This window comes from Lysobacter concretionis Ko07 = DSM 16239 (assembly GCF_000768345.1).
Classification (GTDB): Bacteria; Pseudomonadota; Gammaproteobacteria; order Xanthomonadales; family Xanthomonadaceae; genus Novilysobacter; species Novilysobacter concretionis.
Window position 1 is genome coordinate 79,548 of record NZ_AVPS01000005.1, and the last position, 26,323, is coordinate 105,870.

Here is a 26,323-nt window from a genome sequence, read left to right on the forward strand (position 1 = left end):
ATGAAACCGACGAAGGGGCTGCGCGGTGACCATCAGGCTCCCGCCGGTCCGGTGCAGTCGGCGAACAGATCCTGCCGCGGGTCGTAGACATCCGTCCGGACCTGCATCAATCCCAGTACCGAACTGAACAGATTGTCGTGGCTGGCCGGCCTGGCACTTTGCTGCCGCATGCAGCGAAGATCGATGCCGCGGTCGGCCACCAGCCCGGGTGACAGCCACATCACCATCGGCACCTTGAGCTGGGTCGCCGGGGCAATCTGATACGGCACACCATGCAGGTAGAGGTTGTGCTCGCCCAGCGACTCGCCGTGGTCGGACAGGTAGATCATCGCGGTATCGCGCCCGGTATCGCTGGCCAACTGGTCGATGACCCCGGCGAGAAAGTGATCCGTGTATGTGATCGCGTTGTCGTAGGCATTGACGATCTCGTCCTGGCTGCACTTGCCCAGTTGCGGCGTTTCGCAGGTCGGAGTGAATTGTCGGAACTGCGCCGGATAGCGGCGGTAATAGCTGGGGCCGTGATTGCCGAGCTGGTGCAGCACCACGACCTGATCGCGGTCGTTCAGATCGATTTTCTGCTGCAGTCCGTGCAGCAGCACATTATCCAGGCAACCCTCGCCATCGCAGAGTTCCGGCACGCGGGCGTCGGCCACCGACTCGAACGACAAGCCCTCGCAGACCCCCTTGCATCCACCCTGGTTGTCGCGCCAGAACGTCGCGATGCCGGCGTGGTCGAGGACGTTGAGCAGCGACTGGGAGTGCTTGATCGCCTGCTTGTCGTAACTGTGCCGGCCTTGCGCGGAGAACATGCACGGCAGCGACACCTCGGTACTGGAACCGCAGGCGGTCACATCGGGGAAGTTCAGCACGTCCCGTCGGGCCAGCTCCGGCGTGGTCTGGCGCGAATACCCGTTGAGCCCCCAGTTCTGCGCCCGCACGGTCTCGCCCACGACGATGACCAGCAGTCGCGGTTTGCCTGCATTGCGGCCCACCACCTGCGCATCGGCGCCTACCGGTAACCGTGCCTGACTCGCACCCTTGCCGTCGGCGCCCGCCACACGGGCCAGCGAGGCCAGGTAATTGCCCGGCGTGATCAGATGCCGGATCTCGGTGTGGTTGCGCATCAGCGACGAGATGTCCTGGAACGAGACCAGCAACGCGCCGACCGTCACCACGGCCGCCACCAGCATCGTCGCCAATCTGCGCAGCAACGCCCGCCCCGGCGTCAAGCACTGCAAGCGTACCCGCCACACCAGCGCGATCGGAATGGCCGCATACAGCACCACCGGAAGCACCAGGCCGCGCGTGAGCAGCTCCGCCGATTCCCGGGCATCGGTGTGCAGCACATTGCGGATCATGTCCGGATCCAGATACACCGTGTACTGGTTCATGTAGTACACCGCGAATGCGGTGACCAGCAGCAGCACGGTCAACAACGGCTTGGCCGTCCAGCGATTGAGCACCGTGCACAACAGCAGCAGGTTCAAGCCGGTCATGGCGACGAACAGCGAAATCGCCGTCCTCCATCCCGCTGCCGCCTGCAATCCGCCGGTCTCGGCGTAGGCGTGCCAGAACGCCCCGTTGCAGGCCATGGAAAAGAACACGCTGACCAACAGGGCAAGCATCTCCACGCTGATCTGTGGCCGCGACGCGGGCCAGGCACGCACCCGCGTCAGCGGCAGGCTGACCGCGCTCATCGCACCCCCCTCAACATCAGCGCATACCCGGCCAACGCCACCAGCCAGCAGGTCATCAATGACCACAGGTCGTGCGACAGGAAATGCGCGCCGCGCAGTTGCTGGGAAAATCCGAACACTCCGCCCGCCATCAGGGCCAGAGCCAGCCCCGCCCATCGCCAACGTGGCCGCACCGCCAACAGGAAGAAATACCAGGTCACCCAGCCGTAGCCCGCACTGGCATGCCCCGCAGGAAAACAGGCGGCCGACGGCATGGTCTTAGGACGGAGCTGGAACAGGCCCACGAACGCCTGGCTGCCGCCGTACCGTTGCAGATCCCACGGGCAATCCATCCCGGTGACCGCCTTCAGGACCGATACCGCCAGGCAGGCCAGCAGGGTCGTGATCGCGAGATAGGCCAGCGGTCGTCGCCAGCGCGCCAGGCGCGCATCCCCGGCACTCCATATCCAGGCCGCGAGCACCGCCAGCCACGCCGCCGCGCTGACGGATTTCCCCTGCTGGTGGATCACCATTTCGGTGATCCAGTGGGATTTCAGCGTCCACGCATGACCTTGCAGGGCATACAGGCGGTCGGCCAGCATGAAGTCACCCTGCAACCCCATCAGGATCGTGCTCAGGCAGATCGCAGCCATCACCGGGAGGAGCAGGTGATTTCGATAGAAGTGCGGCGTTGCCACCGTCGTCAACGCCTTGGACATCGCACCGGTGTCGGCATTGACGGGCAGCAGGATCGGAATGGGCGGCACGGCAACTCAACGATGTCGATGACAGATGCGTGCAGCTTGTGAGCCATGCCGTAAGCGGCTCTCAGTCATTTCTCAGGCCGGCGTTAATTCGGCTGCATCTTCCCCCACTAGACTTGCTGCATCCGCCAGATGAAGCCGATGAAAAACGCCTTGAAAGTCCTCATCGTCGAAGACCAGCACGACATCGCCGCGAATATCTGGGACTTCCTGGAACGGCGCGGGCATGTGGTCGACCACGCAGCCGACGGCGAGACCGGCCTGATGCACGCCATGCGCTCTCCGTTCGACGTGATCGTGCTGGACTTGGGGCTGCCGCGGCTTGACGGTCTGGACCTGTGCCGACGCCTGCGCGACGTCGGGCACGGGACGCCGGTGTTGATGCTGACCGCGCGCGACACCCTGGAAGACAAGCTCAAGGGATTTGCCGAAGGCGCCGACGATTACATGGTCAAGCCGTTCGAGCTGAAGGAACTGGAGGTCCGCATACGCGCGCTCCATCGACGAGGCCAACCCCTGGTCAATGCCACTCTCGCCACCGGCCCGCTCACGTTCGACGCGCAGGCGATGATGGCCAGCCGGAATGGCAAACGGATTTCCCTCACCCGCGCCCAAGGCAAGATTCTTGGATTGCTGATGCAGCGCTCGCCGGCCGTGGTCAACCAGCGCGCCTTGCTGGACTGCGTCTGGGGCGACGAGGCGGGTGACGCAGCCTCGCTGCACACCCTCGTCTACGACCTGCGCCACCTCATCGACAAGCCGTTCGGCACCACCATGCTGCAGACCGTCCACGGCATCGGCTACCGCCTGGTGGCCCCGGAATGAGGAAGTCCCGGTTCGGAAAGCCGCTCCCGCTAAGGGCCCGGGTGACGCTGCTGTACACCCTGATGGGACTGGTACTGAGCGTGCTGTTCGCCAGCGCGACGGTGTTCATTTCCGAGGAGTACGAACGGGTGCTGGTGGAGGCCATTCTCAGCAGCCAGGTGGAAGACTACGCGACTCGGCTGACGCGCCAGCCCGACCTCGACCTGCCGCAGACCAGCCGGCTCAGCGCCTACCTGCGCCGCCCCGACGGCAGTGGCGAAGTACCGGCGGAGCTGGCCTCGCAACCGCCGGGAATCCGCGAGCTGCCTGAGGATCAGGACGGCGTCCACCTGGCGGTTGCCGATACCGCCGCAGGCCGGCTGTTCTTCACCATCGACCTGCACGATGTCGAAGAGCTGGAACGCTATCTCTCCTTCATCCTGCTGGCCGTAGTCGTGCTGGGCACGCTGGTGAGCGCCTGGCTGGGCTGGCTGATGTCGGGTGGTGTCATCCGCCCGGTGCGCCGCCTGGCCAATGCCGTGGCCAGCCTGCCGACGCAACCGGTCGCCACCCATCTGGGGCGTGGCCTGCCCGATGACGAGCTTGGCCGCCTCGGCACCGCCATCGACGAGTACCAGGCGCGACTGGTATCGGCCGAGGAAACCGAGCGTGCGTTCTTCGCCGATGCCAGCCATGAACTGCGCACACCCATTTCGGTGGTACGCGGCGCGACGGAACTGCTGCTGGAAGACAGCGACGAATTTCCCGCCCTGCGCTCCCGCCTGCAACGCCTGGACCGGGGCATCCGCGAACTGTCGGAACTGATCGACGCCCTGCTCCGCCTTGCGCGTCGACGCACCAGCGCGCCCGAGCGGGTAGCGCTGCATGGATGGCTGACGGCCTGTCTCGCCAACGCGGTCCCGGTCAGGAATGGACAGGTGCGCCTGGTGGTGGATGGTGGTGAACGCGATGACCGCAATGAATTCCAGCCTGCTGAAGCAGGGCGCGACGACGATCCCGGCCCCGATGGGGATTGCCTGCTGCCGGTCGCCGAGGCGGAACTGGTCCTGCGCGGCATCGTCCGTCGGATGCTTCCGCCTGGCGTGCCCGGCCAATTGCGGGTCACCGGCGCGCGCCAACCTGGCTCGTGCCACACCGTCGAGCTGCACTTCACTTCACCGGACACGCTGCAAACCAGCGCCGCCAAGATCCAGCCACGTCCCAGCGACCGTCGCCTCGGGCTGACCCTGGTCGGACGCCTGGCCGAGCAACTGGGGTGGCGGATCGATGACACGCAGGCTGAATCCGGGCGGGTCGTGATCCAGCTCCCGCACGGTGAGCCGGTGCGGGAATCGGGTGCAAGCGGTCCGGCACTGGCTTGAATCCCGGCGGGCCTGCCCGTCATGGCCGCATGCCACGCGGCATGACCCGGCATCAATGCTCCGATGCCTCGATCAAGCGGCGATGCGACGCAATCGCCTCGCCGGCGCCGATACCGGGCGTGCACTCCTGTCGTATCCTCCCGCTCTCACGAGGAGCCTTCCCATGCCGATCCGTCATCTCGCTGCCCTGCTTGCCCTTGCCGCGCTTGTTGCCCTTCCGGCCTGTGCCCGTAGCCCCGACGCCGTCGCAGCGACCACCGCCGCCACGTCTTCCGGCACGGATGCCAGCGCCCCTGCCGACGCGTCTTCGGCATCGCCGCTGGTCGTCGTCCACAAGGACCCCTACTGCGGCTGCTGCGGCTCGTGGATCGAGCACATGCGCGCCGCGGGCTTCCCGGTAGAGGTGCGCGACGTCGCCGATGTCATGCCCATCAAGCAGCGCGTGGGACTGCCGGCGGGCAAGGAGTCCTGCCATACCGCCGAGGTCGCCGGCTACTTCATCGAGGGCCATGTCCCGGCCGATGACGTGAAGCGTCTGCTGGCGGAAGCACCGGATGCCCGGGGGCTGGCCGTGCCCGGAATGCCGGCAGGCTCCCCCGGCATGGAGGTTCCCGGCGGCCACGTCGATCCCTATGTGGTGGAATTGATCGGCCGCGACGGCAGCACGTCGGCCTACGCCCGGCACGGCCACTGAGGCCCCCATGTCGATCCAGTCCAAAGCCAAACGCGACGCCAACAAGAAAAAGAAAGCCCGCGAGCGGGTGGTGACCGCCACACTGCGGCCGGCCGTCGAGGCCCATGCCGACCTGCGCGATGCGCACGGCACGCTGCTGGGCGGCATCGCCCGACGCGACGGCGAGTGGGTGCTCGGCCTGGACGGCAAGATGGTCGGTGGCTCGGAAAGCGCGGCCACCATCCTGACGATGATCAAGCGCGCTGCCGCGATGCTCGAACGCAGCGGCACCCATGTCACGCTCAAGTTCTCCAATGCCCTGCGTGACGCAGCGACCGAAGAGGCCGGCCTGCAGGGCATGAGCCTTGAGGAGTTCGAAGCGCAACTGGAAGCCACGATGCGTGCGGAAGCCGTGGAAAAAACCGCGGCAGGCCAGAAGTCTGCTTCCAAACGCGGCAATGACCGCATGCACTGATCACTGCGAGCACCAACAACCGTATCGCCCAGATCCAGCTATCGCGACCGGCCACCAATCGACACCGGGCAAGCGCACTGCCAATCACGGGTCAAAACGCGTCGAAGATGTCTGGTCGACAGCTTGGCGGCCTACCCGTCTTCCTCGGGAGGTTCGGGCGGGGCGACGTAAAACGGATCTTCCGCATCGCGTGCGTGGTTGATCGCGCTGCGCAACGCCGGATCCAGCCGATCGCAATTGAGGATGACCTTGTCGGAGTGCACCGCCGCGACCGCGCCGAGCGGCACCAGGAAGTCTCCGGTGTTCTCGATATACACCACCAGTCCCGGAGGGGAGTTGCGGATTTCGCGTACCGCGCCGACGCCCTCCTCGCCGTCGGACACGAACACCATGAAGCCTTCCCTGATCTGCTCTTGCATGATCCGACCCTCGACTTTCGCCAGCCCGTTCGCGGGTGAGCCCGATGCCGCAGCTCCGCATCCATCGGCCGGTGTCGCAGGGGGCCCGGCAACGCGATGACCGATGGAAGCGAACATACGCCCGGCCGGAATGCGATCGGGTGAAGAGTCGCCGGATGATTGTCGCAGACGCAAAAAAGGCCCCGTCACCGGAGCCTTGATTGCTTGAAACCGCGAGGGTTTCAATGGGTGAAAAAGTGGCGTCCCCAAGGGGATTCGAACCCCTGTCGCCGCCGTGAAAGGGCAGTGTCCTAGGCCACTAGACGATGGGGACGCAGTGAACTTCGTACTTTTGCCGGCTGTCTTTCACACAGCCGAGTAACAAAGAACATTTAAAAATGGTGGAGCCAGGCGGGATCGAACCGCCGACCTCCTGCATGCCATGCAGGCGCTCTCCCAGCTGAGCTATGGCCCCACAGGGCTGGAAAGTCGACAAGCTTAGAGTGGACTTCACAGGCCGTCAAGCCCTGTTTTGAACTTCTCCGTGATTTCGTTCTTTTGCCCTCAACGTGGCCGTGCCGTGGCCACGTTCGGACAGGTACTGCAGCCACTTTCCGAGGAAGGTGTTTATGCGCAGGCGGTGCCCGATCAACTCGGCGGGTGGAGGATACATGCCCAGCACATCCTGCCACCGGCGACCGATATAGCAATGCGTCGCCTCCAACTGGCAGGCGTCGTGGTAATGCCGCAGGTAGGCCGACGGATCGGGCTCGCCGGTGATGGGATCGGGCATGCCGTAGGTCAGGCGCAGCTCGGTGGTGTAACGGTGCTGCAGCAGCACGTCCACCTGCAGGTCCAGGCCATCACCGACGCTGGACACGTGCGATCCCGGGGCCAGGCTTGCCGGAGCGAACAGGCGACCCAGGCGGATGTGGTTCTCGGTGTACAGCGCCATCAACCAGCCGAAACGGCTCAGCGAGGGGATGCGCGCAGCGGTGGTGACGAGCGAATTCATGGCTCGATCCTACACGCCCGCATCGGCAGGATCAGAACATTTCTCGGCGGATCCGCAGCGTCGACATGACCTTGCTGGCGATCTCCTCGATCGAGGTGTTGGTGGTGCTCAGGGTCGGGATGCGCTCGGCCCGGAACAGGGCCTCGGCAGCAGCGACTTCCCGCTTGCAGGTCTCCAGCTTGGCGTAGTGGGAATTCGGCCGGCGCTCCTGGCGGATCTGGTGCAGCCGCTGTGGGTCGATGGTCAGGCCGAACAGTTTTTCCCGGCTGGCCCGCAGCCTCGCCGGCAGGCGATCGTGCTCCAGGTCTTCCTCGGTCAGCGGGTAGTTGGCGGCGCGGATGCCGTATTGCAGGGCGAGGTACACGCAACTGGGTGTCTTGCCGGCGCGCGACACCGCCACCAGGATTACTTCGGCATCGTCGTAATCCACGCTGATGCCGTCGTCGTGGGTAAGCGCGTAGTTCATCGCGTTGATGCGGCGATGGTAGGTATCGAAATCGACGATCGCGTGGGCGCGGCCGACTTCGCGCATGCGGGACTGGCCGAGTTCGCGCTCCAGCGGCTCGATGAACGGGGCGAACACGTCCAGCATCAGCGCGTCGCTTTCCGCCAGGGTCTCGCTGACCGCCGGGTCCATGCAGGAGTTGATCACCACCGGGCGCACGCCGTGGGTCTGGGCAGCGGCGCGGATGCGGCATACGGCTTCTTTCGCGCGTTCGACGCTGTCGACGAACGAGATCCGCTCGGCGATGAATTCGGTGTCGGTGAACTGGGTCAGCAGGCTGTGGCCGATCGTCTCGGCGGTGATGCCGGTGCCATCGGAGATATAGAAAACCGGCCGTAGTTCCGCCATCACGCACCCTGCCCTGTTGTTTGCCATAGGAAAAAGCCCGTCGGATCAACCTTGTAAGCACCCGGCGCAGAGGCGATCATAACGGCTTCGCCGCGCTGCCCGGCGCGCCAAAATCCATGGAGACACCCCGTTTTGAACGACAACATCCTCTGGTTGCACGCCCTGCGCCTGGACGACCTCGCCCGCGTGGGCGGCAAGAATTCGTCGCTGGGCGAGATGATCGGCAACCTGTCCAGCCTGGGGGTGTCGGTGCCCGGTGGTTATGCGACGACCTCGGAGGCGTTCAAGGATTTCATCGCCCACAACGATCTCGAGCAGCGCATTTTCGACCGCCTGGCCCCGCTGGATGTCGAGGATGTCGGCGCGTTGACCGAGGCAGGCAAGGAGATCCGCGACTGGGTGATCGGCGCACCCTTGCAGCCGGCGCTCGACACGGACATCCGCACGGCGTACCGCCAGCTGTGTGCCGACAACGGCGGTAGCGAGGTTGCCGTCGCGGTCCGTTCCTCGGCCACGGCCGAAGACCTGCCCGATGCGAGCTTCGCCGGCCAGCAGGAGACCTTCCTGAATGTCACCGGCGAGGACGATGTGGTAGTCAAGGTGAAGGAAGTCTTCGCCAGCCTCTACAACGACCGCGCGATCGCCTACCGCGTCCACCACGGCTTCAAGCACGAGGACGTGTTCCTGTCGGCCGGCGTGCAGCTGATGGTGCGCTCCGACGTCGGCGCTTCGGGCGTGCTGTTCACCCTGGACACCGAGTCGGGCTTCCGCGACGTGGTGTTCATCACGTCCAGCTTCGGCCTGGGCGAGATGGTCGTGCAGGGTGCGGTCAATCCCGACGAGTTCTACGTCTACAAACCCACCCTGGCGGACGGCAAGCAGGCGATCCTGCGCCGCTCCATCGGCGCCAAGCAGCTGCGCATGGTGTATTCCGACCAGCCCGGAGAGCGCGTGCGCACCGAGGACACGCCGGCTGCGATGTGCCGCACGTTCTCGATCAGCGATGAAGACGTGCACGAGTTGGCCCGGCAGGCGCTGGTGATCGAAAAACACTACGGCCGGCCGATGGACATCGAGTGGGCGAAGGACGGCGTCAGCGGCAAGCTGTTCATTGTCCAGGCGCGTCCGGAGACCGTGAAGTCGCGCGTGAGGGCGACCCAGATCGAGCGTTACCAGCTCGGCGAGCGTGGCCCGGTGATCTGTGAAGGCCGCTCGATCGGCCACAAGATCGGCAGCGGCGTGGCCCGCGTGGTGCGTTCGCTGACGGACATGGCGCGTGTGCAGCCCGGTGACGTGCTGGTCGCCGACATGACCGATCCCGATTGGGAGCCGGTGATGAAGCGCGCTTCGGCGATCGTGACCAACCGCGGCGGCCGCACCTGCCACGCGGCCATCATCGCCCGCGAGCTGGGCGTGCCTGCCGTCGTCGGCACCGGCAATGCGCTGGATGCGATCAAGGATGGCCAGACCGTCACCGTGAGCTGCGCGGAAGGCGACACCGGCTTCATCTACGACGGCGCCCTGCCCTTCGAGCGCCACGTCGCTGACCTGGACAAGATGCCGCCGGCACCGCTCAAGGTGATGATGAACGTCGGCAACCCCGACCGCGCGTTCGACTTCGCGATGCTGCCCAACGCCGGCGTCGGTCTGGCGCGGCTGGAAATGATCATCGCCAGCCACATTGGCATCCATCCCAAGGCGCTGCTCGAATACGACCAGCAGGATGCGGAAACCAAGCAGAAGATCGACGACAAGATCGCCGGCTACGGCAACCCCGTCGATTTCTACGTCGACCGGCTGGCGGAAGGCATCGCGACGATCACCGCATCGGTCGCGCCGAAGCCGGTGATCGTGCGCCTGTCGGACTTCAAGTCCAACGAGTACGCGAACCTGATCGGTGGCTCGCGTTACGAGCCGCACGAGGAAAACCCGATGATCGGTTTCCGCGGTGCGGCGCGTTACGTGGATCCCAGCTTCAGCGACGCGTTCGCGCTGGAATGCCGCGCCGTGCTGAAGGTGCGCGAGCAGATGGGCCTGACCAATCTGTGGGTCATGATCCCGTTTGTGCGCACGCTGGAGGAAGGCCGCAAGGTGGTCGAAGTGCTGCGCGCCAATGGCCTGGAGCAAGGCAGGGACGGGCTCAAGATCATCATGATGTGCGAGCTGCCATCGAATGCGCTGCTGGCCGAGGAGTTCCTCGAGATCTTCGACGGCTTCTCGATCGGCTCCAACGACCTGACCCAGTTGACCCTGGGCCTGGACCGGGATTCGGGCATCGTTGCGCACCTGTTCGACGAGCGCGACCCGGCGGTGAAGAAGCTGCTGTCGATGGCGATCCAGACCGCCCGTGCGAAGGGCAAGTACGTCGGCATCTGTGGTCAGGGGCCGAGCGATCATCCCGACCTGGCGCAGTGGCTGATGGAACAGGGTATCGATTCGGTATCGCTGAACCCCGATACCGTGGTGGACACCTGGCTGCGCCTTGCCAAGGCCAAGGCTGGCTAGGTTCCGGTTCGTGCTGGTCGGATGCATCGGCCGGCAGCCAGTGGCAGAGCCAGACGCCCCGCTTGTTGCGGGGCGTTTTCAATGGTGCGACATGCATCGCTACTGGAAAGCATTCTTCAGGCGATAGACCCAACCCACTCCGCCCGGCGGCAACTCAGTCGGATACGGGCTCGTTCAATCCGCCCAGCCGGCCCATGAAGCCGCGGTAGTACCGCAACTCGTTGATCGAATCGTGGACGTCGCTCAGCGCCGTGTGGCTGGATTGCTTGCGCAGGCCGGCGGACACCTCGGGCGCCCAGCGATGCGCCAGCTCCTTCAGTGTGCTGACGTCGAGGTTGCGGTAATGGAAATGGGTTTCCAGTCGCGGCATCAGGCGATGCAGGAAGCGGCGGTCCTGGCAGATCGAATTGCCGCACATCGGCGAAGCGCCGGCCGTCACCCACTGGGCCAGGAACGCCAGGGTCTGATCCTCGGCCTGCACCATCGACACGCCCTGCTCCAGCACCCGGTCCCACAGGCCGGACTTGCCATGCTGGTTGCGGTTCCAGTCGTCCATCGCCTCCAACCGCGACAGCGGGTGCGTGATCGCCAGTTCCGGGCCTTCGGCCAACACGTTGAGTTGCCTGTCCGTCACCACCGTCGCGATCTCCAGGATGGAGTCGTTGCCGGTATCCAGGCCGGTCATTTCCAGGTCGATCCAGATCAGGTTGTCAGTTGTCGGGGAGCCGTTCGAGGTCATGTGCTCGCGTCATCATGAAGTGGCGGGCATCATACCGTCAGCCTGTCACGGACACCTCCATGAGCTCCACCCTCATCGCCGATCCGCATCACTACGCCGTCATCTCGGCGATGATCACCCCCGCGTTCTTTCTTACCGCGACGGGTTCCCTGCTGATCTCCTCCAACAACCGGCTGGCACGGGTGGTGGACCGGATGCGCACGGAAATTGCCAACCTGCGGGAAACCGTGCCCGGGCCGGCACGTATCGAGCTGGAGACCCGGATCGGTTTCCATCGAAAGCGTTCCTACCTGGTACTGGGCGCGCTGCGGATGCTGTACGGCGCGTTGAGCGCGTTCGTCGGTACCAGCATCGGCATCGCCGCGGATGCCTTTTTCGGCTACCAGTTGGGGTTCCTGCCGACCCTGCTGGCGGTGCTGGGCGTCCTGCTGATGCTTGCGGCCTCACTGTGCCTGGGGCAGGAGGCCAGGATCAGCCTGCGCATGCTGGACCGCGAGCTCAAGGCCGAACTGGACAAGGACATCCCGGCCCTGGGGAGTTGAGCCGGCCTTGCGACGCGCTCAGACAGGCTTGCTGCGCTTGCGCCGGAAGTAACTCGTCAGCCGCCTGCCCGCTTCTTCACCCAGCACCCCGCCCAGCACTTCCACCCGGTGGTTGTGGCGCGGGTCGGCGAGCAGGTTGAAAACGCTGCCCGCCGCGCCCGTCTTGGGGTCGGTCGCGCCGTAGACCACCCGCGCGACCCGCGCATGCACCATCGCCATGGCGCACATCGCGCACGGCTCGAGGGTCACATACAGGGTGCAGCCCAGCAGCCGATGGTTGGCCAGGCGCAGGCCGGCCTGACGCATCGCGACGATCTCGGCATGGGCGGTCGGATCGTGCTCGGTGATGTTGCGGTTCCAGCCTCCGCCGAGCACCGTACCGTCGGCGGAGACCAGCACCGCTCCGACCGGGATTTCGTCATCCTCGCGTTCGGCACGATCGGCCAGCGCCAGCGCGTGGCGCATCCAGGCTTCGTCGTTCGTGGTTATCGGGTTGGGAGTCGACACACTTGTTTATCTGGCTTCTGTTACAGAATCCGCAGGAAATCCGCGCGGCTTGGCGGCCACTCTAATTCATCTTTTCATCGGACAGAGACACGCAGTTCCATTGATCAATTCAACCAGCAGATCCCATATGGCCGGCGACAGCGTCCAGCGGTGCGGCAACACCACCGGACAGCTATGGCCGAAGCTGCGTCGCCATGTGCACCTTCTGGCAGCAGGCAAACCTCCTGCATCACCCGCATACCCGGTTGCGCCCGCTGCGCTTGGCTTCGTAGAGCAGCGCGTCGGCGCGGTTGATCAGTTTTTCGTGATGGGTCAGTCCCACACGCTCGGCTACGCCCATGCTGATGCTCATCGAGAATCCCGGTGCAAAGCCGGAGGTGTCGATGGCAGCCACCGCTTGACGCAGCCGTTCGCAATGCGCCAACACGTCCTCGTGTGCAAGGCCGGGAAACAGCAAGGCAAATTCCTCGCCGCCCCAGCGCGCAGCGGGCACGCGCTTGCCGGCATGTGCGCGGATCGTATCGGCGACGACACGCAGCGCGGCATCGCCGACGATGTGCGAATACTCATCGTTGATGCGCTTGAAATGGTCAAGATCGGCAATGACCAGCGTAAGCGGTGCGCCTTCGCGTACGGCGCTGTCAAATTCCCGTGCAAGCGCTTCGTCGAAGGCGCGCCGGTTCATCAGCCCGGTGAGTGCGTCCTCGCGCGCCTGCCGCCCGAACGCCTCGGCCTGGACGCGAAGATCGTGGGTGCGCTCTTCTACCTGCATACTGAGCTGGCGCTTGACCGCCTGTAACGCATGCACGCGCCAGCGATAGAACCCATACAGCGCCAGCAGGGCCAGCGCCGCCAGCCCTAGTCGGAAATCGCTGCGCTGCATCAACCGGGGCTGGACCTGCAACGCTATGCGCGCTTCCTCCGTGCTCCAGCCGCCGTTCGGATGTGCAGCGGAAACACGGAATACGTAATCACCGGGCTCCAGGTTGGTGTACTGCGCAAAACGCAGTGAGCCGCGCTCGACCCAATCCGGATCGAAGCCATCGAGCCGGTAGCGATAGCGGATCTTCCTGGGAATCAGATAGCTCAGGCCGGCGAAGTGCAGCTCCAGCTTGCGCGTGCCCGGCGGCAGGCGAAGTTCTGCTTGCAGCGGCGTGGGACGATCATCCACGCGCACTTCCTCGATCATCACGGGTGGCGGCGTGCGGGTAAGTTCGTGGATGCGCCCCGACTCGGTCATCGCCAGTCCCCCGGCGGTGGCGAACCAGAGCTTTCCATCCGCGGCACGCCACGCCGCCGGCCCGGAATTGCCGTTGTTCTGCGCGCTCGCCAGCCCATCACCCTCGTCGAACCATTCCACTTCCATGTCCGATTGCCGGCCATCGGCCACAGCATCCAGGTCGTGCCGCGTCACCCGCAACATGCCGCGGTTGGACGTGAGCCAGAAACCGCCTTCGCTGTCTTCCAGCACCTGGAAGATCTTCGCCACGGGCAATCCCTGCTTTATGCCGATCAGGCGCATGTCTCCGTCGCGGCGGCGGATCAATCCCTGGTTGGTCGCCAGCCAGAGCGTGCCGTCATCGGTTTCGTGCAGACCGAATACGTTATTGGCACCGAAATCGTGCAGCGAATAAGCGCGGACATCCTCGCCTTCGATCCGCGCCAACCCGTTGGAAGTGCCGACCCACAACGCGCCGTGTCGATCCTCGTGCAGCGCGATGATGAAGTCGTTGGGCATGCCCTGGGCCACGGTGTAGTGCCTCACGCCCTGCGCATCGACCCGGTTCAGTCCACGTGAGGTACCCACCCACAGCGTGCCGTCACCGGTTTCCAGCAGGGCGCGCACCTGATTGCCGGTCAGGCCGCCGCGGCTGTCGAGGTGGCGGCGCACGCGGCCATCCCACCGCACCGCGCCGTGACTGTAGCTGCCGATCCAGACACCGCCTGCACGCGCCCTGGCGAGACTGAGCAGTGAATCGCCGGGCAGGCCATCGCGGCTGCCGGCGGCACCGAAACGGCCATCGTGCAGCCAGCCCAGGCCGTCACTGGTGGCGATCCAGAGCATGCCCGACGTATCGGCCAGCACACTGCGCACATAGGCATTGGGCAGCCCATCCTGCACGCCGAACGTGGTGAAAGGCGCATCGCGCAGACGCAGCAGGCCGCCATTGGTGCCAACCCACAGGCTGTTTTCGCGGTCCAGCCAGAGTGCGGAAATCTGTTCGTTGGGCAGGCCGTTGGCAGTGCCGATCCGCTCCAGCCCATACCTCGGGCTGTGGCGATACAGACCGGTGACCGTACCCAGCCAGAGCGTCCCATCGGCTTCCACCCTCATGCGGGTCACGTTGCTGGGCGGCATGTCCAACGCCAGCGGTGCAAAGCGCTCGCCGTCCTGCCGCCACACGCCCTGCTCCATGCCGACATGGATGCGTCCATCCGGCGCGGAGACCACGCTGAACGCCTGGCCGGGAGGCAATCCCTGCGCCGCACCCTGTGCCACGAAACGGCCGCCCGAATAGCGCGCCAGTCCGCCCATCGTAGCGATCCAGATCGTGCCGTCTTCTGCTTGCAGCATCTTCAGCACGGAGTGGCTGGGCAGGCCGGCGTCAACACCGAAAGGTGTGATCACGCCGCTGCTGTCGATGCGCAACACGCCGCGGCTGTGCGTGCCTACCCACAGTTCGCCATCGCGGCCTTCCACAAGATCGATGACCTGATCCTGCGGCATGGCCTCAGCCCCCGGCCAGACGCTCCAGCGTTCTGCGTGATAGCGCACCACGCCGCCGCTCGCCGTTCCCAGCAGCAAGCCGCCGTCGCGCGCCAGACGCAGGACCAGCACGCCGCTGTCGCGCAGTTCCGGTACGGCATGCTGGTCGAAGAGGCGGAAATCGATCCCGTTGTAGCGCACCACCCCCTCCCAGGTGGCGAACCACAGATAGCCGTCCTGCGTCTGCGCGATGCCGTGGATCAGGTTGTGCGGGAGCCCTTCGCGGGTGGTCCAGATTTCCTTGAAATAGCCGTCAAGCGGCTTGGACGGCAAGCCCAGCGCCGGCCACGCGCACATGCACAGCATGCCCAGCAGCAATGCACCGCGCACTCGCTGCCAGCATGCGGAAAGCCGCGCCTGCCCAGGCAGATATCCCGAGCGAAAACCCGTATACGCCTTGCCGCCCTGATCGAGCCGGTTGCACGAAGCAGTGGCGTCATGCGGCATCGGGTTTCACCTGTTCAGCCATGAGAATCTGAAACGATAACAAAGCCCGACCGACGGCCGGACGCCAACGAGCACTGACTGTGGTGGATGCCGACCGGTAGTCGACACTATTGTCCCGCTCACATCCACCGAGCGCATACCTGCCTCAAAAAGCAACGCCCCTGAAGGGGCGTTGTGAATTTCCGGGTTCAAGCGCATTCCTGCGAGGTACTTTCGGCTCCCCGATCACTCCCACTCGATCGTTGCGGGCGGCTTCCCGCTTATGTCATAAACAACGCGAGAAATGCCGCGCAACTCATTGATAATCCTGTTGGAAACTTTGCCGAGGAAGTCATACGGCAGGTGCGCCCAGTGGGCGGTCATGAAGTCGATGGTCTCCACCGCACGCAGCGCGATCACCCATTCGTAGGCACGTGCATCGCCGACCACGCCGACCGACTTGACCGGCAGAAACACCGCAAATGCCTGGCTGGTCCTGTCGTACAGGTCGGCCTTGCGCAGCTCCTCGATGAAGATGTGGTCGGCGCGGGCCAGCAACTCGGCGAACTCGCGCTTGACCTCGCCCAGGATGCGCACGCCCAGGCCCGGGCCGGGGAACGGGTGGCGGTAGACCATCGAGGCCGGCAGGCCGAGCTCTACGCCCATCCGCCGCACCTCGTCCTTGAACAACTCGCGCAACGGCTCGACCAGGCCGAGCTTCATGTGCTCCGGCAGGCCGCCGACGTTGTGGTGGCTCTTGATCATGTGGGCCTTGCCGGTCTTGCTGCCGGCCGACTCGATCACGTCGGGATAGATCGTGCCCTGGGCGAGCCACTTGGCGTTGGCGAGCTTGGCGGACTCCTCTTCGAAGATGTCTACGAACAGGTTGCCGATGATCTTGCGCTTGGCTTCGGGGTCGGTGATGCCTTCCAGTGCAGTGAAATAGCGATCGGCCGCATCGACGCGGATGACCTTCACGCCCAGATGCTCGGCGAAGGTCGCCATCACCTGGTCGCCCTCCTGCCAGCGCAGCAGGCCGGTATCGACGAACACGCAGGTCAGCTGGTCGCCGATCGCCTTGTGCAGCAGCGCGGCGACGACCGAGGAGTCCACGCCTCCGGACAGGCCGAGGATCACCTCGTCGCTGCCGACGGTCGCGCGCACGCGGGCGATCTGGTCCTCGATGATGTGCGCCGGCGTCCACAGGGTCTGGCAGCCGCAGATGTCGGTGACGAAACGCTTCAGCAGCGCCCCGCCCTGCTTGGTGTGGGTGACTTCGGGGTGGAACTGCACCCCATACCAGCGCCTGGCATCGTCCGCCATCGCCGCGACCGGAATACGGTCGGTGCGGGCGGTGACGATAAAGCCTTCCGGCGCCTTCGACACGTGGTCGCCGTGGCTCATCCACACGTCCAGCCGCGGCGGCGAGCCGGGATGATCCTTCAGTCCTTCGAACAGGCGGTCATGCGCGACCAGGGCGACTTCCGCGTGGCCGAATTCGCGCTGGTCGGCCGCTTCGGTCTCGCCCCCGAGCTGCTTGGCCATGGTCTGCATGCCGTAGCAGATGCCCAGGATCGGCAGGCCGGCGTCGAACACGGCCTGCGGCGCACGCGGGGAGTCCTCTGCAACGGTCGATTCCGGCCCGCCCGACAGGATGATGCCCTTCGCGCCGAAGCCGGCGATCTCGGCCGGGTCATGGTCCCAGGCCCAGATCTCGCAATAGACGCCCAGTTCGCGGATGCGACGGGCGATCAGCTGCGTGTACTGCGCGCCGAAGTCGAGGATCAGGATGCGGTCGGAATGAATGTCGTCGCTGCGGATGTCGGTCATCGTCTACTCGGATCGCCATGTACTTGTCAGGCACGCCACATCCCGCGCTCCGCGAACAATGCGGAGGCGGTAGCACCCGGCCCGCGAAGTGCGGGCCGCAAATATTGTCCATCACCCCAAACGGTAGTTCGGCGGCTCTTTGGTGATCTGCACATCGTGGACGTGGCTCTCGCGGGAGCCGGCGGAAGTGACGCGCACGAACTGCGGCTTCTTGCGCATGTCCTCGATCGTCGCGCAGCCCACATATCCCATCGTGGCGCGCAGACCACCCACCAGCTGGTGGACGATGTTGCGCAGCGGTCCGCGATACGGGACCCGCCCTTCGATCCCTTCCGGCACCAGCTTGTCCGCGTCGGAGGCGTCCTGGAAATAGCGGTCCTTGGAGCCCTTCTCCATCGCCGCCAGACTGCCCATGCCGCGGTAGCTCTTGTAGTGGCGGCCCTGGAACAACTCGCTGTCGCCGGGAGACTCTTCGGTACCGGCAAACAGGCTGCCGATCATCACCGTTGACGCACCGGCGGCCAGCGCCTTGCCGATATCGCCCGAGTAGCGGATGCCGCCGTCGGCAATCAGCGGGATGCGGTCCTGCAGTGCCTCGGCAACCATGTCGATCGCGCTGATCTGCGGCACTCCGACGCCGGCGACGATGCGGGTGGTGCAGATCGAACCGGGGCCGACGCCGACCTTGACCGCGTCCGCGCCGTGGTCCATCAGTGCCAGCGCGGCATCGCCGGTGACGATATTGCCGCCGATGACCTGCAACTGCGGGAAGTGCTTCTTGACCCACTTGACCCGGTCCAGCACGCCCTGCGAATGCCCGTGCGCGGTATCGACCACCACCACGTCCACGCCGGCAGCGACCAAGGCCTCGATGCGCGCCTCGGTATCGCCACCCACGCCGACCGCGGCGCCCACCATCAGGCGCTCGATGCTGTCGTAGGCGGCGTTGGGGTTGTCGGACTTCTTCTGGATGTCCTTGACGGTGATCAGGCCCTTGAGCTGGAAAGCGTCGTTGACCACCAGCACCTTCTCGATCCGGTGCTTGTGCAGCAGGCCCATGACCTCCTCGTCGCTGGCGCCTTCCTTGACCGTGATCAGCCGGTCCTTGCGGGTCATGATGTGGCGGACCGGGTCGTCGTGCTTGGTCTCGAAGCGCATGTCGCGGCTGGTGACGATGCCGACCAGCTGGCCCTCATCCACCACCGGCACGCCGGAGATGTTGCGCTCGCGGGTGAGCTTGAGCACATCGGCGATCGTGGTTTCCGGACCGACCGTGAACGGCGACTTGATCACGCCGGCCTCGAAGGTCTTGACCTGGGCGACGTGCGCCGCCTGCTGGGCCACCGTCATGCTCTTGTGGATGATGCTGATGCCGCCGAGCTGTGCCATCGCGATGGCCAGACGGGCCTCGCTGACGGTATCCATCGCGGCCGACAGGATCGGCAACCGCAGGCTCAGGTTTCGGGTCAATCGGGTATCCAGCTTGACGTCCTTGGGCAGGACGACCGAATGTGCTGGAACGAGCGATACGTCGTCGTAGGTGAGTGCTTCAGCCTGGATGCGCAACATGGGCGGGACCGGGGGGAGTGAAGCGCGTCATTGTACCGCGTTCCGGGTCGCGCAACCGGATGCGGTTTCCGCCGCCTCGGCCGCTTCCAGGGTGTTCTGCATCAGGGTCGCGACCGTCATCGGTCCCACTCCGCCCGGCACCGGGGTGATCCAGCTGGCCCGCTGCGCCGCCGCCTCGAAGCCGACATCGCCCACCAGGCGGCCGTCATCCAGCCGGTTGATACCCACGTCGATCACCACCGCACCCGGCTTGACCCACTCGCCCGGGATCAACTGCGGCCGACCGACCGCCACGACCAGGATGTCCGCGCCGCGCACGGCAGCCTCCAGCACCGCCGGCGGGGTGAACTTGTGGCAGCAGGTGGTGGTGCAGCCGGCAATCAGCAGCTCCAATGCCATCGGCCGGCCGACATGGTTGGAAACCCCGACGATGGTCGCACTCGCGCCGCGGACCGGTCGGTCGGTATAGGCCAGCAGGGTGGTGATGCCGCGCGGGGTGCAGGGCCGCAGGCCGAACTGCCGCAACGCGAGATGGCCGACGTTTTCCGGATGGAAACCATCGACGTCCTTCTTCGGCGATATCCGATGGATCAGGGCTGTGGCGTCACGGCGGTCCGGCAGCGGCAACTGCACCAGGATGCCGTGCACGTCGGGGTCGGCATTGAGCTTGTCGATCAGTGCGAGCAGTTCGTCATCGCCTGTTCCTGCCGGCAGGTCGAAATCGATCGCGCGTATCCCGACCTTGCTGGCCGCGCGGCGCTTGTTGCGCACGTACACCGCCGACGCCGGATCGGCGCCCACCAGCACCACCGCCAGGCCGGGCGCGGCCTTGCCGCTGGCGATGCGGGCATCGACCCGCGCCTTGAGGTTGTCGAGCAGATCCTCGGCAATGCGTTTGCCATCGAGGATCCGGGCGGTCTGGGGTGTTGCGGCAGTCTTCAAATGGTTCGGCCTGGGTGCAGCGAAGGCCGGTATTATCGCCGATCTTGCGCCCCGCTCTTGCGCCCGGCTCTTGCAGGTCGTGCCGCCCGCATACCGCTGCCACTCCGCGCCGTCGAAAGGTATGGCCCGACCGACTCCTATCGGGCGGAGCAGAACGCCTCGTAGTCGATGTAGCCCGGGAACGCCTGCCCCGGCGCACAGACGACGCAGGCCGGGTCGGCCGACAGCCGGGTCTGGCGGAACTGCATGCCCAGCGCATCGAAATGCAGCAGTCGGCCGGACAGCGGCTCGCCGATTCCCAGCAACAGCTTGATCACCTCGGTGGCCTGCAGCATGCCGATCACGCCCGGCAGCACGCCCAGCACGCCGGCCTCGCTGCAATTGGGTGCCGACTCGGGCGATGGCGGCTGCGGAAACAGGCAGCGATAGCACGGTGCCTCGCCGCGGTGCCTGCCGGCATCGAACACGCTGACCTGGCCGTGGAAGCGGTGCACCGCGCCGTACACCATCGGCTTGCCCAGCTTCACGCAGGCATCGTTGAGCAGGTAGCGCACGGCGAAATTGTCGCCGCCGTCGAGCACCACGTCGGCGTCGCCGATCAAGCGCTCGACATTCGCGCTGGTGATGCGCTCGGCGAGCGTGTCGATGGCGATATTCGGGTTCAGCGCCGACAGCGCGATCCGCGCCGATTCCACCTTGGCCATGCCGATCCGGGCATCGGTGTGCAGGATCTGCCGCTGCAGGTTGCTGCGGTCGACCACATCGTCATCGGCCAATACCAGAGATCCGACGCCCGCCGCCGCCAGGTAATACGCGGACGGAGACCCGAGTCCGCCCGCGCCGACGATGGCCACCCGTGCGGCCTGCAGCTTGCGCTGGCCCGCCTCCCCGACTTCGGGCAACAGCAGGTGGCGCGAGTAACGATCGTAAAAGTCGTGATCGCCCGTGGGTCGCACCAACGGCAGGCCATCGGCTTGCCAGCACCGCGTACCGCCTTCCACCGAGGCGACCCGGGCATAGCCCGCATCCAGCAGCGCTTTTGCCGCCTGCAATGAACGTCCACCGACTTCGCAGATCAGCATCACTGCGGTGTTCCGATCCGGGATGCTGCCGGCCGGTGCCGATTCAAGCTCGCCGCGGGCAATACCCAGCGCGCCTTCGGCCATGCCGAGTGCGCGTTCGTGAATCTCTCGCACATCGATCAACACGGCGCCGCATTGCTGCCGACGCCGGGCTTCGGCCGGAGTAATGGTTTCGATATCCATGGGTGCGATTATCCGCCTTCCCGCCAAGACAAGGATGGCTGCCGGGCGATGCGGGGGCCTCCTGCAGATACCGCCTACTGGAACGGCACTACGTCGACGATGCTTCCCGCCGCGAAATGCTGCGGCCCTTCCGGCAAGACGATCAGGGCATTGCAGGCAATGACGGCGCGCAGGGAATCCCCTCCGGCCAGCGATTGCGGGCAGGCGCGCAGCGAGCCGTCATCGGCACTCGACATCGCAGCGCCCAGCAATTCGTGCCGGGGATGCTGCCTGTCGATGGGTACGACCAGTTGCGCCTGCAACACCGGCCGATGCGTCGCCCTGCCTTGCAGGCCGTCGATCAGCGGCCGCCCGAGCACCAGCCAGTTCGCCAGCACCGATGCCGGGTCACCCGACAGGCCAAGCAGCCGCGCCTGATCCAGGCTGCCGAACACCGCCTTCGCATCCGGCATCACCTGCGGCTGCCGGAAATGGATCTGCCCGAACTGCCCCAGCACGTCGGCAACATGGTCCATGCCAGCCACCGGGCCGGCACCACAGATGACGATCAGGTCGAACGCACAGGCCGCGTCGCGCAATGCGATCTCGATGCGCTTCGGGTCGTCCGGCAGGCGTGGCCAGGCGGTCGGCTCCAGACCCTCGACGCGCAACAGGCCCATCAACAACTCGCGATGGCTGTCGTAGGTTTGGCCGGCTGCCAGAGGCATGCCAGGCTCCATCAGGTCTTCGCCGCAGGTGTATACCGCGACCGTCGGCCTGCGGCTGACCAGCAGGGCCGGAATGCCGAAAGAGGCAGCCAGGGCGATCCGAAGCGGCGTCAGCAACTCGCCGCGCTGCAAGACGGGAACCCCGCCTTCGCCGGCTTCCACGTCCCGCGCCAGAACGCGGCCGTGGCAACGCGACAGCGACAGGGTCTCTGGTTCGAGACGATGGCTCGTGGCGACCTCGCGAATGATCGCCTGCGCCTGGTCGAGCACCGGCTCGCGCGAAAAACCTGCCACGGCCTAGCCGCGCTTGACGTGCCGGATCAGGCGGCGGCGCTTGGCGATCTGCTTCTCGTTCAGCACGTTCTTCTTGCCTTCATAAGGGTTGCTTCCCTCCTTGAAGATGAAACGTACCGGCGTGCCGACCAGCTTGAAACGCTTGCGGAAGAAGTTCTCCAGATAGCGCTTGTAGCTGTCGGTCAAGGTGCGCAGGCGGGTGCCGTGGATGACGAACGTCGGCGGATTGCTCGCGGCCGGATGCGCATAACGAAGCTTGGCGACGTGCCCGCGAACGACCGGCGGCGGGTTGGCCTCGTAGGCCACTTCCATCGCCTGGGTGACTTCGCTGGTGCTGAACTCGTGGGTCGCCGACGCATGCGCGCGGTGGACTGCGGCAAACAGCTCGCGCAGGCCCGAACCGTGGGTGGCGCTGATCCGCACGGCTTCCGCCCAGCTCACGAACGCCAGCTTGCGCGACAGCAGCGACTCGGTCTGCTGGCGCTGGTAGTCGCTCAGTCCGTCCCACTTGTTGATCGCGATCACCAGCGCACGGCCGGCATCGAGCGCGTAGCCCAGCACGCTGGCGTCCTGGTCGGTCACCCCTTCGGTGGCGTCCAGCATCACCACCGCCACCTGGCACTGCTCGATCGCATGCAGGGTCTTGATGATCGAGAACTTCTCCACCGCCTCGTCGACCCGCGACTTGCGGCGCAGGCCGGCGGTATCGATCAGCCGGTAAAGCCGGCCGTCGCGCTCCATGTCGATCGCCACCGAGTCGCGGGTGGTGCCGGGGATGTCGGAGGCGATCATCCGCTCCTCGCCCAGCAGGCGGTTCACCAGGGTGGACTTGCCGACATTGGGACGACCGATGAAGGCGACGCGGATACGCGAGGGATCGTTGTCGAGCTGGGCCGCGTCGCCGTCCTCGGGCAGCTTCGCCAGCACCTGCTCGATCAGCTCGTCGATGCCCTGGCGATGGGCCGAGGACACCGCGATGACATCGCTGAAACCGTAGCGGGCGAACTCGTTGAGGGCGGCATGGCTGTCCAGCCCATCGGTCTTGTTGACCACCAGGAAGGTCGGCCGCGCCGTCTTCCGCAGCCACGCCAGGATGTCGTCGTCGAGCCGTGAGGCTCCCTCGCGGCCATCGACGATGAACAGCACCAGATCCGCCTCTTCCGCTGCGGCGCGGGCCTGACGGGTGGTGGCGCCTGCCAGGCCCTCGTCTTCACCGGCGATACCGCCCGTATCGACCACCGCGAAATGGCGCTGGTCTTCCGGCCGGCATACGCCGTAATGACGGTCGCGGGTCACTCCCGGCTGATCATGGACCAGTGCGTCGCGGGTGCGCGTCAGCGCATTGAACAGTGTGGATTTCCCGACATTGGGGCGACCCACGAGGGCGACTAGCGGAAGCATGATGTTGTCCGATCAAAAAAAGGGGAGGTAAAAATCACTGCCCCAGCCGGAACGCGCTCAGCTTGCCGTCGACGTCCTGCACCACCAGGATGCCATCGGCCACGCGGGGTGCCGAAAGCAGGCGGTTGCGGCCGGCGCGGACACGCGCGGCGAATTCGCCGTTGTCCAGCGACATCCAGTGAAGGTAGCCGTCGTAGTCGCCCACCACCGCATAGTCGCCCTGGATCGCCGGAGCGGTCAGTTTGCGCCGGGCCAGTGCGGGCTGCGTCCACAGCGCGCTGCCACCGGCCTTGTAGAGGCCAAACACATTGCCGTCGGTATCGGAAACGGCCAGCACGTTCGGGGCAACCGCGATCTTGCCGGAACTGCCGTAATCGCTGACCCAGAGCGGCTGGCCGGAGGGCGCGTCGATGGCCATCGTCTTGCGCTTGTAACTGGTCGCGTACAACGTGGCATCGTCAAGCACGGGGGTGCCGTCGATGTCGGCCATGCGGTTCAGCTCGGTACGACCCTCCTGGGGCGCGACGACCTGCTCCCACAGCGGCCGGCCGTCGTTGGCAGCCAGTGCGACGACCGTGCCATCGTCGTTGCCGACAAACAGATAACCGGGGCCAAGCACCGGCGCGTCGTTGCCGCGGACCGACAGCATCGGAACCTCGTGGTTCCAGAACCAGCGACGCTCGCCGCTGTTGATGTCGAAGGCCGTCACCCGGCCGTCATTGGAGCGCACGAACACCATGCCCATGCCGATGGCCGGCGCGGCGATGACTTCGTTGCCGACCTTTGCAGTCCACTTCTCCGTGCCGGTTTCCGCATCCAGCGCAATCACGTCGCCATTCAGGCCGCCCACGGCGACGACGCCTTCGCCCACGCCGGGTCCGCCACTGAGCTCCAGTTTGCTGGGATGGCTCCAGAGCCTGGCGCCGCTGTGCAGGTCGAATGCATGGACGCCGCCCTTGAGCGCGGCCGCATACACGCGGCCATCGGCAATCGCCGGCCCCTGGCGTGCGCCGATCGCGCCTTCGCCCTTGCCCGCGCTGGCGGACCACAGTTTGCTCACCTGAACCTTTGGCGAGATGTCCACCAGTGCCGCCGGGGCGCTTTCCTTTTTCTTGTCGCTGGAAAACCAGCCCTTCATCGTGCTGCAACCGACCAGTGCGGTCGCGCACAACAGGACGATGGACACACGGGCGAGTACGGAACAAATTGCTGCGCGGCGCGCGGTCGGTACGGCCTTCATCAGGACTGCGCCTCGGTAGTGGCCGGCATGCCGCCGACTTCGATGAGTTTGAGTTCCAGGATCCGCCGGCGCGGAGAGGCCACGTCAAGGTTGGTCAAGGCCTGGCTGTAGGCTTCGCGGGCCTTGTCGGCCTGGCCCAGCGTGTACTGGGCGTCGCCGCGTACTTCCAGCGCCGAGGGCGTATCGGAACCGTCGAGCAGCTTGATGGCGTCATCCGCCTGCCCCGCGCCGACCAGCAAACGGGCCAGACGCTGGTTGACGATGTCCGCCAGCGCCGGATCGCTTGCCTGGATGGCGCGCAACGTCTTGATGGCGTCGTCGTTCTTGCCGGCGTTTACCTGCTTCGCCGCCAGTTCCAATGCGGCCAGATCGGCGTAGATGTCTTCCCCCAACTGGCCGAGCTTGACGGCCGCCTGCGGATCGTCGGCTTCTATCGCGGTGAGGACGGACTGGTACTGATCGGCATGGGCCAGCGACTGCTGGTAGTCGTGCTGCTGCCACCACTTCCAGCCGCCGATGGCCGCCAGGCCAAGAACAATGCCGCCGACCAGGCCTACGCCGTTCTCGCGCAACCAGGCCAGGACGCGTTCGCTTTGTTCGTGTTCGTCGAGTGGATCGTCAATTGCCATGCTGGGGCCGCCATGCTTTGCCGGGCCCGCCCGGTCGGGCGGTCCGTTGGATTACGAACGAGCCCGCAGGACGGGCCGGTGAGGAGATGTCGTACCCGCGCGCGGCGCGGGTCAGTCGACGACCGGCGCGAGGGAACCGTCAGAGGATAGCGTAAAGCGGGCCACGTTCGCGCGGCTGAACGGCGCCAGGTCAACCGATCTGCCGTTCCGGCGCACATCGACGGCGGAGACGTTGCCGAGTACGACGCGACCGATTTCCTGCTGGCCGAAATCGCGCTGCTCGCCATTGCCCAGCAGCCCTTGCTCGATCATCCGGCCATCCGGAGCGAACACCTGCATCCAGCTGTCGCCGGTAAAGCTCAACGACAAGCCCGTCGTTTCCACCGTGGCAGGGGAACGGAGGCTGCCCATCGAGGCAATCACAGGAGTGCGCTGCGGGGCGGCAACCGTCGCCGCGGGCTCAGCCGGGCCCGTCGGAGCGGTGACAATGGCAGGAACTTCCAATGACTGGATGTCGGGGACATTGGACAGGTGGGGCCGGGTCGCCAGCCATACCGGGACGGCAATGACCGCGGTTATCGCGATGTATACCGCGCGACGGGTCGCCTGCTCGAACAGCCGTTGATAACGCGGGGTATGGGTGTGGCTTACCAGGGTGGACGGCGCGACCTCGCTGACACCGGCCCGGACAAGTTCCGGTTCGATATCGATGCCGAGCAATCGGGCGTAACTGCGCAGCTGGCCGCGTACGAAGACCGGGGAGCCTTCCTGCCAGTCATCGCTTTCGAGTGACCGGATCACCCGAACGGGCATCTTCAACCGGGTGGAGACTTCTTCCTGCGTCAGCCTGGCCTTTTCCCGCGCATCCTTGAGGCGCGCGCCACAGCTGTTGGCGCCCGACGCGGTCTTGTTCAACTGTG

23 protein-coding genes and 2 tRNA genes are annotated in these 26,323 nt (G+C 65.7%); 6 read left to right on the forward strand and 19 right to left on the reverse strand.

Features of this window, described 5'->3' with window-relative positions:
• Positions 1-32 precede the first annotated feature (32 nt).
• Together N792_RS06790 and N792_RS06795 are read right to left on the reverse strand one after the other, a co-directional pair.
• Positions 33-1,697, reverse strand: a complete 1,665-nt coding sequence (locus tag N792_RS06790) for a phosphoethanolamine transferase (RefSeq protein ID WP_036193718.1) — start codon at positions 1,695-1,697, stop codon at positions 33-35.
• Positions 1,694-2,395, reverse strand: a complete 702-nt coding sequence (locus N792_RS06795) for a phosphatase PAP2 family protein (RefSeq protein WP_036193955.1) — start codon at positions 2,393-2,395, stop codon at positions 1,694-1,696. The genes N792_RS06790 and N792_RS06795 overlap by 4 nt, the downstream gene beginning before the upstream one ends.
• Positions 2,396-2,593: 198 nt before the next feature.
• Between N792_RS06795 and N792_RS06800 the strand changes: the two genes are divergently transcribed.
• The 4 genes from N792_RS06800 to N792_RS06815 all read left to right on the forward strand — a co-directional run bounded on the left by N792_RS06800 (position 2,594) and on the right by N792_RS06815 (position 5,774).
• Positions 2,594-3,265, forward strand: coding sequence for a response regulator transcription factor (locus tag N792_RS06800; protein ID WP_036193956.1), 672 nt, complete (start codon positions 2,594-2,596; stop codon positions 3,263-3,265).
• A 41-nt stretch (positions 3,266-3,306) separates the two neighbouring features.
• Positions 3,307-4,626, forward strand: coding sequence for a sensor histidine kinase (locus N792_RS06805; RefSeq protein WP_036193720.1), 1,320 nt, complete (start codon positions 3,307-3,309; stop codon positions 4,624-4,626).
• A 163-nt stretch (positions 4,627-4,789) separates the two neighbouring features.
• Positions 4,790-5,320 carry a DUF411 domain-containing protein gene (locus N792_RS13775; RefSeq protein ID WP_084105500.1) on the forward strand — a complete coding sequence of 177 codons (531 nt, stop codon included), beginning with the start codon at positions 4,790-4,792 and terminating at the stop codon, positions 5,318-5,320.
• Positions 5,321-5,327: 7 nt separating this feature from the next.
• Positions 5,328-5,774 carry a hypothetical protein gene (locus N792_RS06815; RefSeq protein ID WP_084105502.1) on the forward strand — a complete coding sequence of 149 codons (447 nt, stop codon included), beginning with the start codon at positions 5,328-5,330 and terminating at the stop codon, positions 5,772-5,774.
• Between the two features lie 131 nt (positions 5,775-5,905).
• On the opposite strand, the gene N792_RS06820 is transcribed toward N792_RS06815, so the two are convergent.
• From N792_RS06820 to ppsR, 5 genes are all read right to left on the reverse strand, one after another.
• The gene (locus N792_RS06820; protein ID WP_036193721.1) at positions 5,906-6,193 is read right to left on the reverse strand and encodes a hypothetical protein; all 288 of its coding nucleotides are present in this window, start codon (positions 6,191-6,193) and stop codon (positions 5,906-5,908) included.
• A gap of 237 nt (positions 6,194-6,430) precedes the next feature.
• Positions 6,431-6,506: transfer RNA gene (locus N792_RS06825), tRNA-Glu, on the reverse strand.
• Between the two features lie 65 nt (positions 6,507-6,571).
• Positions 6,572-6,647 (reverse strand) — tRNA-Ala (locus N792_RS06830).
• A gap of 45 nt (positions 6,648-6,692) precedes the next feature.
• A complete protein-coding gene (locus N792_RS06835; protein ID WP_036193722.1) occupies positions 6,693-7,187 on the reverse strand; it encodes a DUF1249 domain-containing protein in 495 nt (164 codons plus the stop codon).
• A gap of 31 nt (positions 7,188-7,218) precedes the next feature.
• On the reverse strand, positions 7,219-8,040 hold the full coding sequence (gene ppsR, locus N792_RS06840) for a posphoenolpyruvate synthetase regulatory kinase/phosphorylase PpsR (RefSeq protein ID WP_036193723.1): 822 nt from the start codon (positions 8,038-8,040) through the stop codon (positions 7,219-7,221).
• 132 nt (positions 8,041-8,172) lie between these two features.
• On the opposite strand from ppsR, the gene ppsA reads away from it, so the two are divergent.
• Positions 8,173-10,545 (forward strand): phosphoenolpyruvate synthase, encoded by a 2,373-nt coding sequence (gene ppsA, locus N792_RS06845; RefSeq protein ID WP_036193724.1) that lies wholly within the window; start codon positions 8,173-8,175, stop codon positions 10,543-10,545.
• A 154-nt stretch (positions 10,546-10,699) separates the two neighbouring features.
• On the opposite strand, the gene orn is transcribed toward ppsA, so the two are convergent.
• Positions 10,700-11,284: an oligoribonuclease gene (orn, locus tag N792_RS06850; RefSeq protein ID WP_036193725.1), complete on the reverse strand. Its 585-nt coding sequence runs from the start codon at positions 11,282-11,284 to the stop codon at positions 10,700-10,702.
• 59 nt (positions 11,285-11,343) lie between these two features.
• Between orn and N792_RS06855 the strand changes: the two genes are divergently transcribed.
• Complete coding sequence (locus tag N792_RS06855; RefSeq protein ID WP_052103597.1) at positions 11,344-11,826, forward strand: DUF2721 domain-containing protein; 483 nt, start codon at positions 11,344-11,346, stop codon at positions 11,824-11,826.
• Positions 11,827-11,844: 18 nt separating this feature from the next.
• On the opposite strand, the gene tadA is transcribed toward N792_RS06855, so the two are convergent.
• The 11 genes from tadA to N792_RS06910 all read right to left on the reverse strand — a co-directional run bounded on the left by tadA (position 11,845) and on the right by N792_RS06910 (position 26,318).
• Positions 11,845-12,333, reverse strand: coding sequence for a tRNA adenosine(34) deaminase TadA (gene tadA, locus N792_RS06860; RefSeq protein ID WP_036193726.1), 489 nt, complete (start codon positions 12,331-12,333; stop codon positions 11,845-11,847).
• Positions 12,334-12,562: 229 nt separating this feature from the next.
• A complete protein-coding gene (locus tag N792_RS06865) occupies positions 12,563-15,430 on the reverse strand; it encodes a ligand-binding sensor domain-containing diguanylate cyclase (RefSeq protein WP_052103600.1) in 2,868 nt (955 codons plus the stop codon).
• Positions 15,431-15,772: 342 nt separating this feature from the next.
• On the reverse strand, positions 15,773-17,356 hold the full coding sequence (gene guaA, locus N792_RS06870) for a glutamine-hydrolyzing GMP synthase (protein WP_036193727.1): 1,584 nt from the start codon (positions 17,354-17,356) through the stop codon (positions 15,773-15,775).
• 111 nt (positions 17,357-17,467) lie between these two features.
• On the reverse strand, positions 17,468-18,925 hold the full coding sequence (gene guaB / locus N792_RS06875; RefSeq protein WP_036193728.1) for an IMP dehydrogenase: 1,458 nt from the start codon (positions 18,923-18,925) through the stop codon (positions 17,468-17,470).
• Between the two features lie 27 nt (positions 18,926-18,952).
• Positions 18,953-19,867: a bifunctional methylenetetrahydrofolate dehydrogenase/methenyltetrahydrofolate cyclohydrolase FolD gene (folD, locus tag N792_RS06880; protein ID WP_036193729.1), complete on the reverse strand. Its 915-nt coding sequence runs from the start codon at positions 19,865-19,867 to the stop codon at positions 18,953-18,955.
• A 137-nt stretch (positions 19,868-20,004) separates the two neighbouring features.
• Complete coding sequence (gene moeB / locus N792_RS06885) at positions 20,005-21,132, reverse strand: molybdopterin-synthase adenylyltransferase MoeB (RefSeq protein ID WP_036193730.1); 1,128 nt, start codon at positions 21,130-21,132, stop codon at positions 20,005-20,007.
• Positions 21,133-21,206: 74 nt separating this feature from the next.
• Complete coding sequence (locus N792_RS06890; protein WP_052103602.1) at positions 21,207-22,133, reverse strand: molybdopterin-binding protein; 927 nt, start codon at positions 22,131-22,133, stop codon at positions 21,207-21,209.
• A 3-nt stretch (positions 22,134-22,136) separates the two neighbouring features.
• Positions 22,137-23,534: a ribosome biogenesis GTPase Der gene (gene der / locus N792_RS06895; protein ID WP_036193732.1), complete on the reverse strand. Its 1,398-nt coding sequence runs from the start codon at positions 23,532-23,534 to the stop codon at positions 22,137-22,139.
• A gap of 34 nt (positions 23,535-23,568) precedes the next feature.
• A complete protein-coding gene (bamB, locus tag N792_RS06900) occupies positions 23,569-24,774 on the reverse strand; it encodes an outer membrane protein assembly factor BamB (protein WP_052103603.1) in 1,206 nt (401 codons plus the stop codon).
• Entirely contained in the window at positions 24,774-25,403 is a 630-nt protein-coding gene (locus N792_RS06905) for a YfgM family protein (protein ID WP_036193734.1), read from the reverse strand. Before N792_RS06905 ends, bamB begins: the two co-directional genes overlap by 1 nt.
• Before the next feature lie 111 nt (positions 25,404-25,514).
• Positions 25,515-26,318, reverse strand: a complete 804-nt coding sequence (locus N792_RS06910) for a RodZ domain-containing protein (RefSeq protein WP_036193963.1) — start codon at positions 26,316-26,318, stop codon at positions 25,515-25,517.
• Positions 26,319-26,323: the final 5 nt, after the last annotated feature.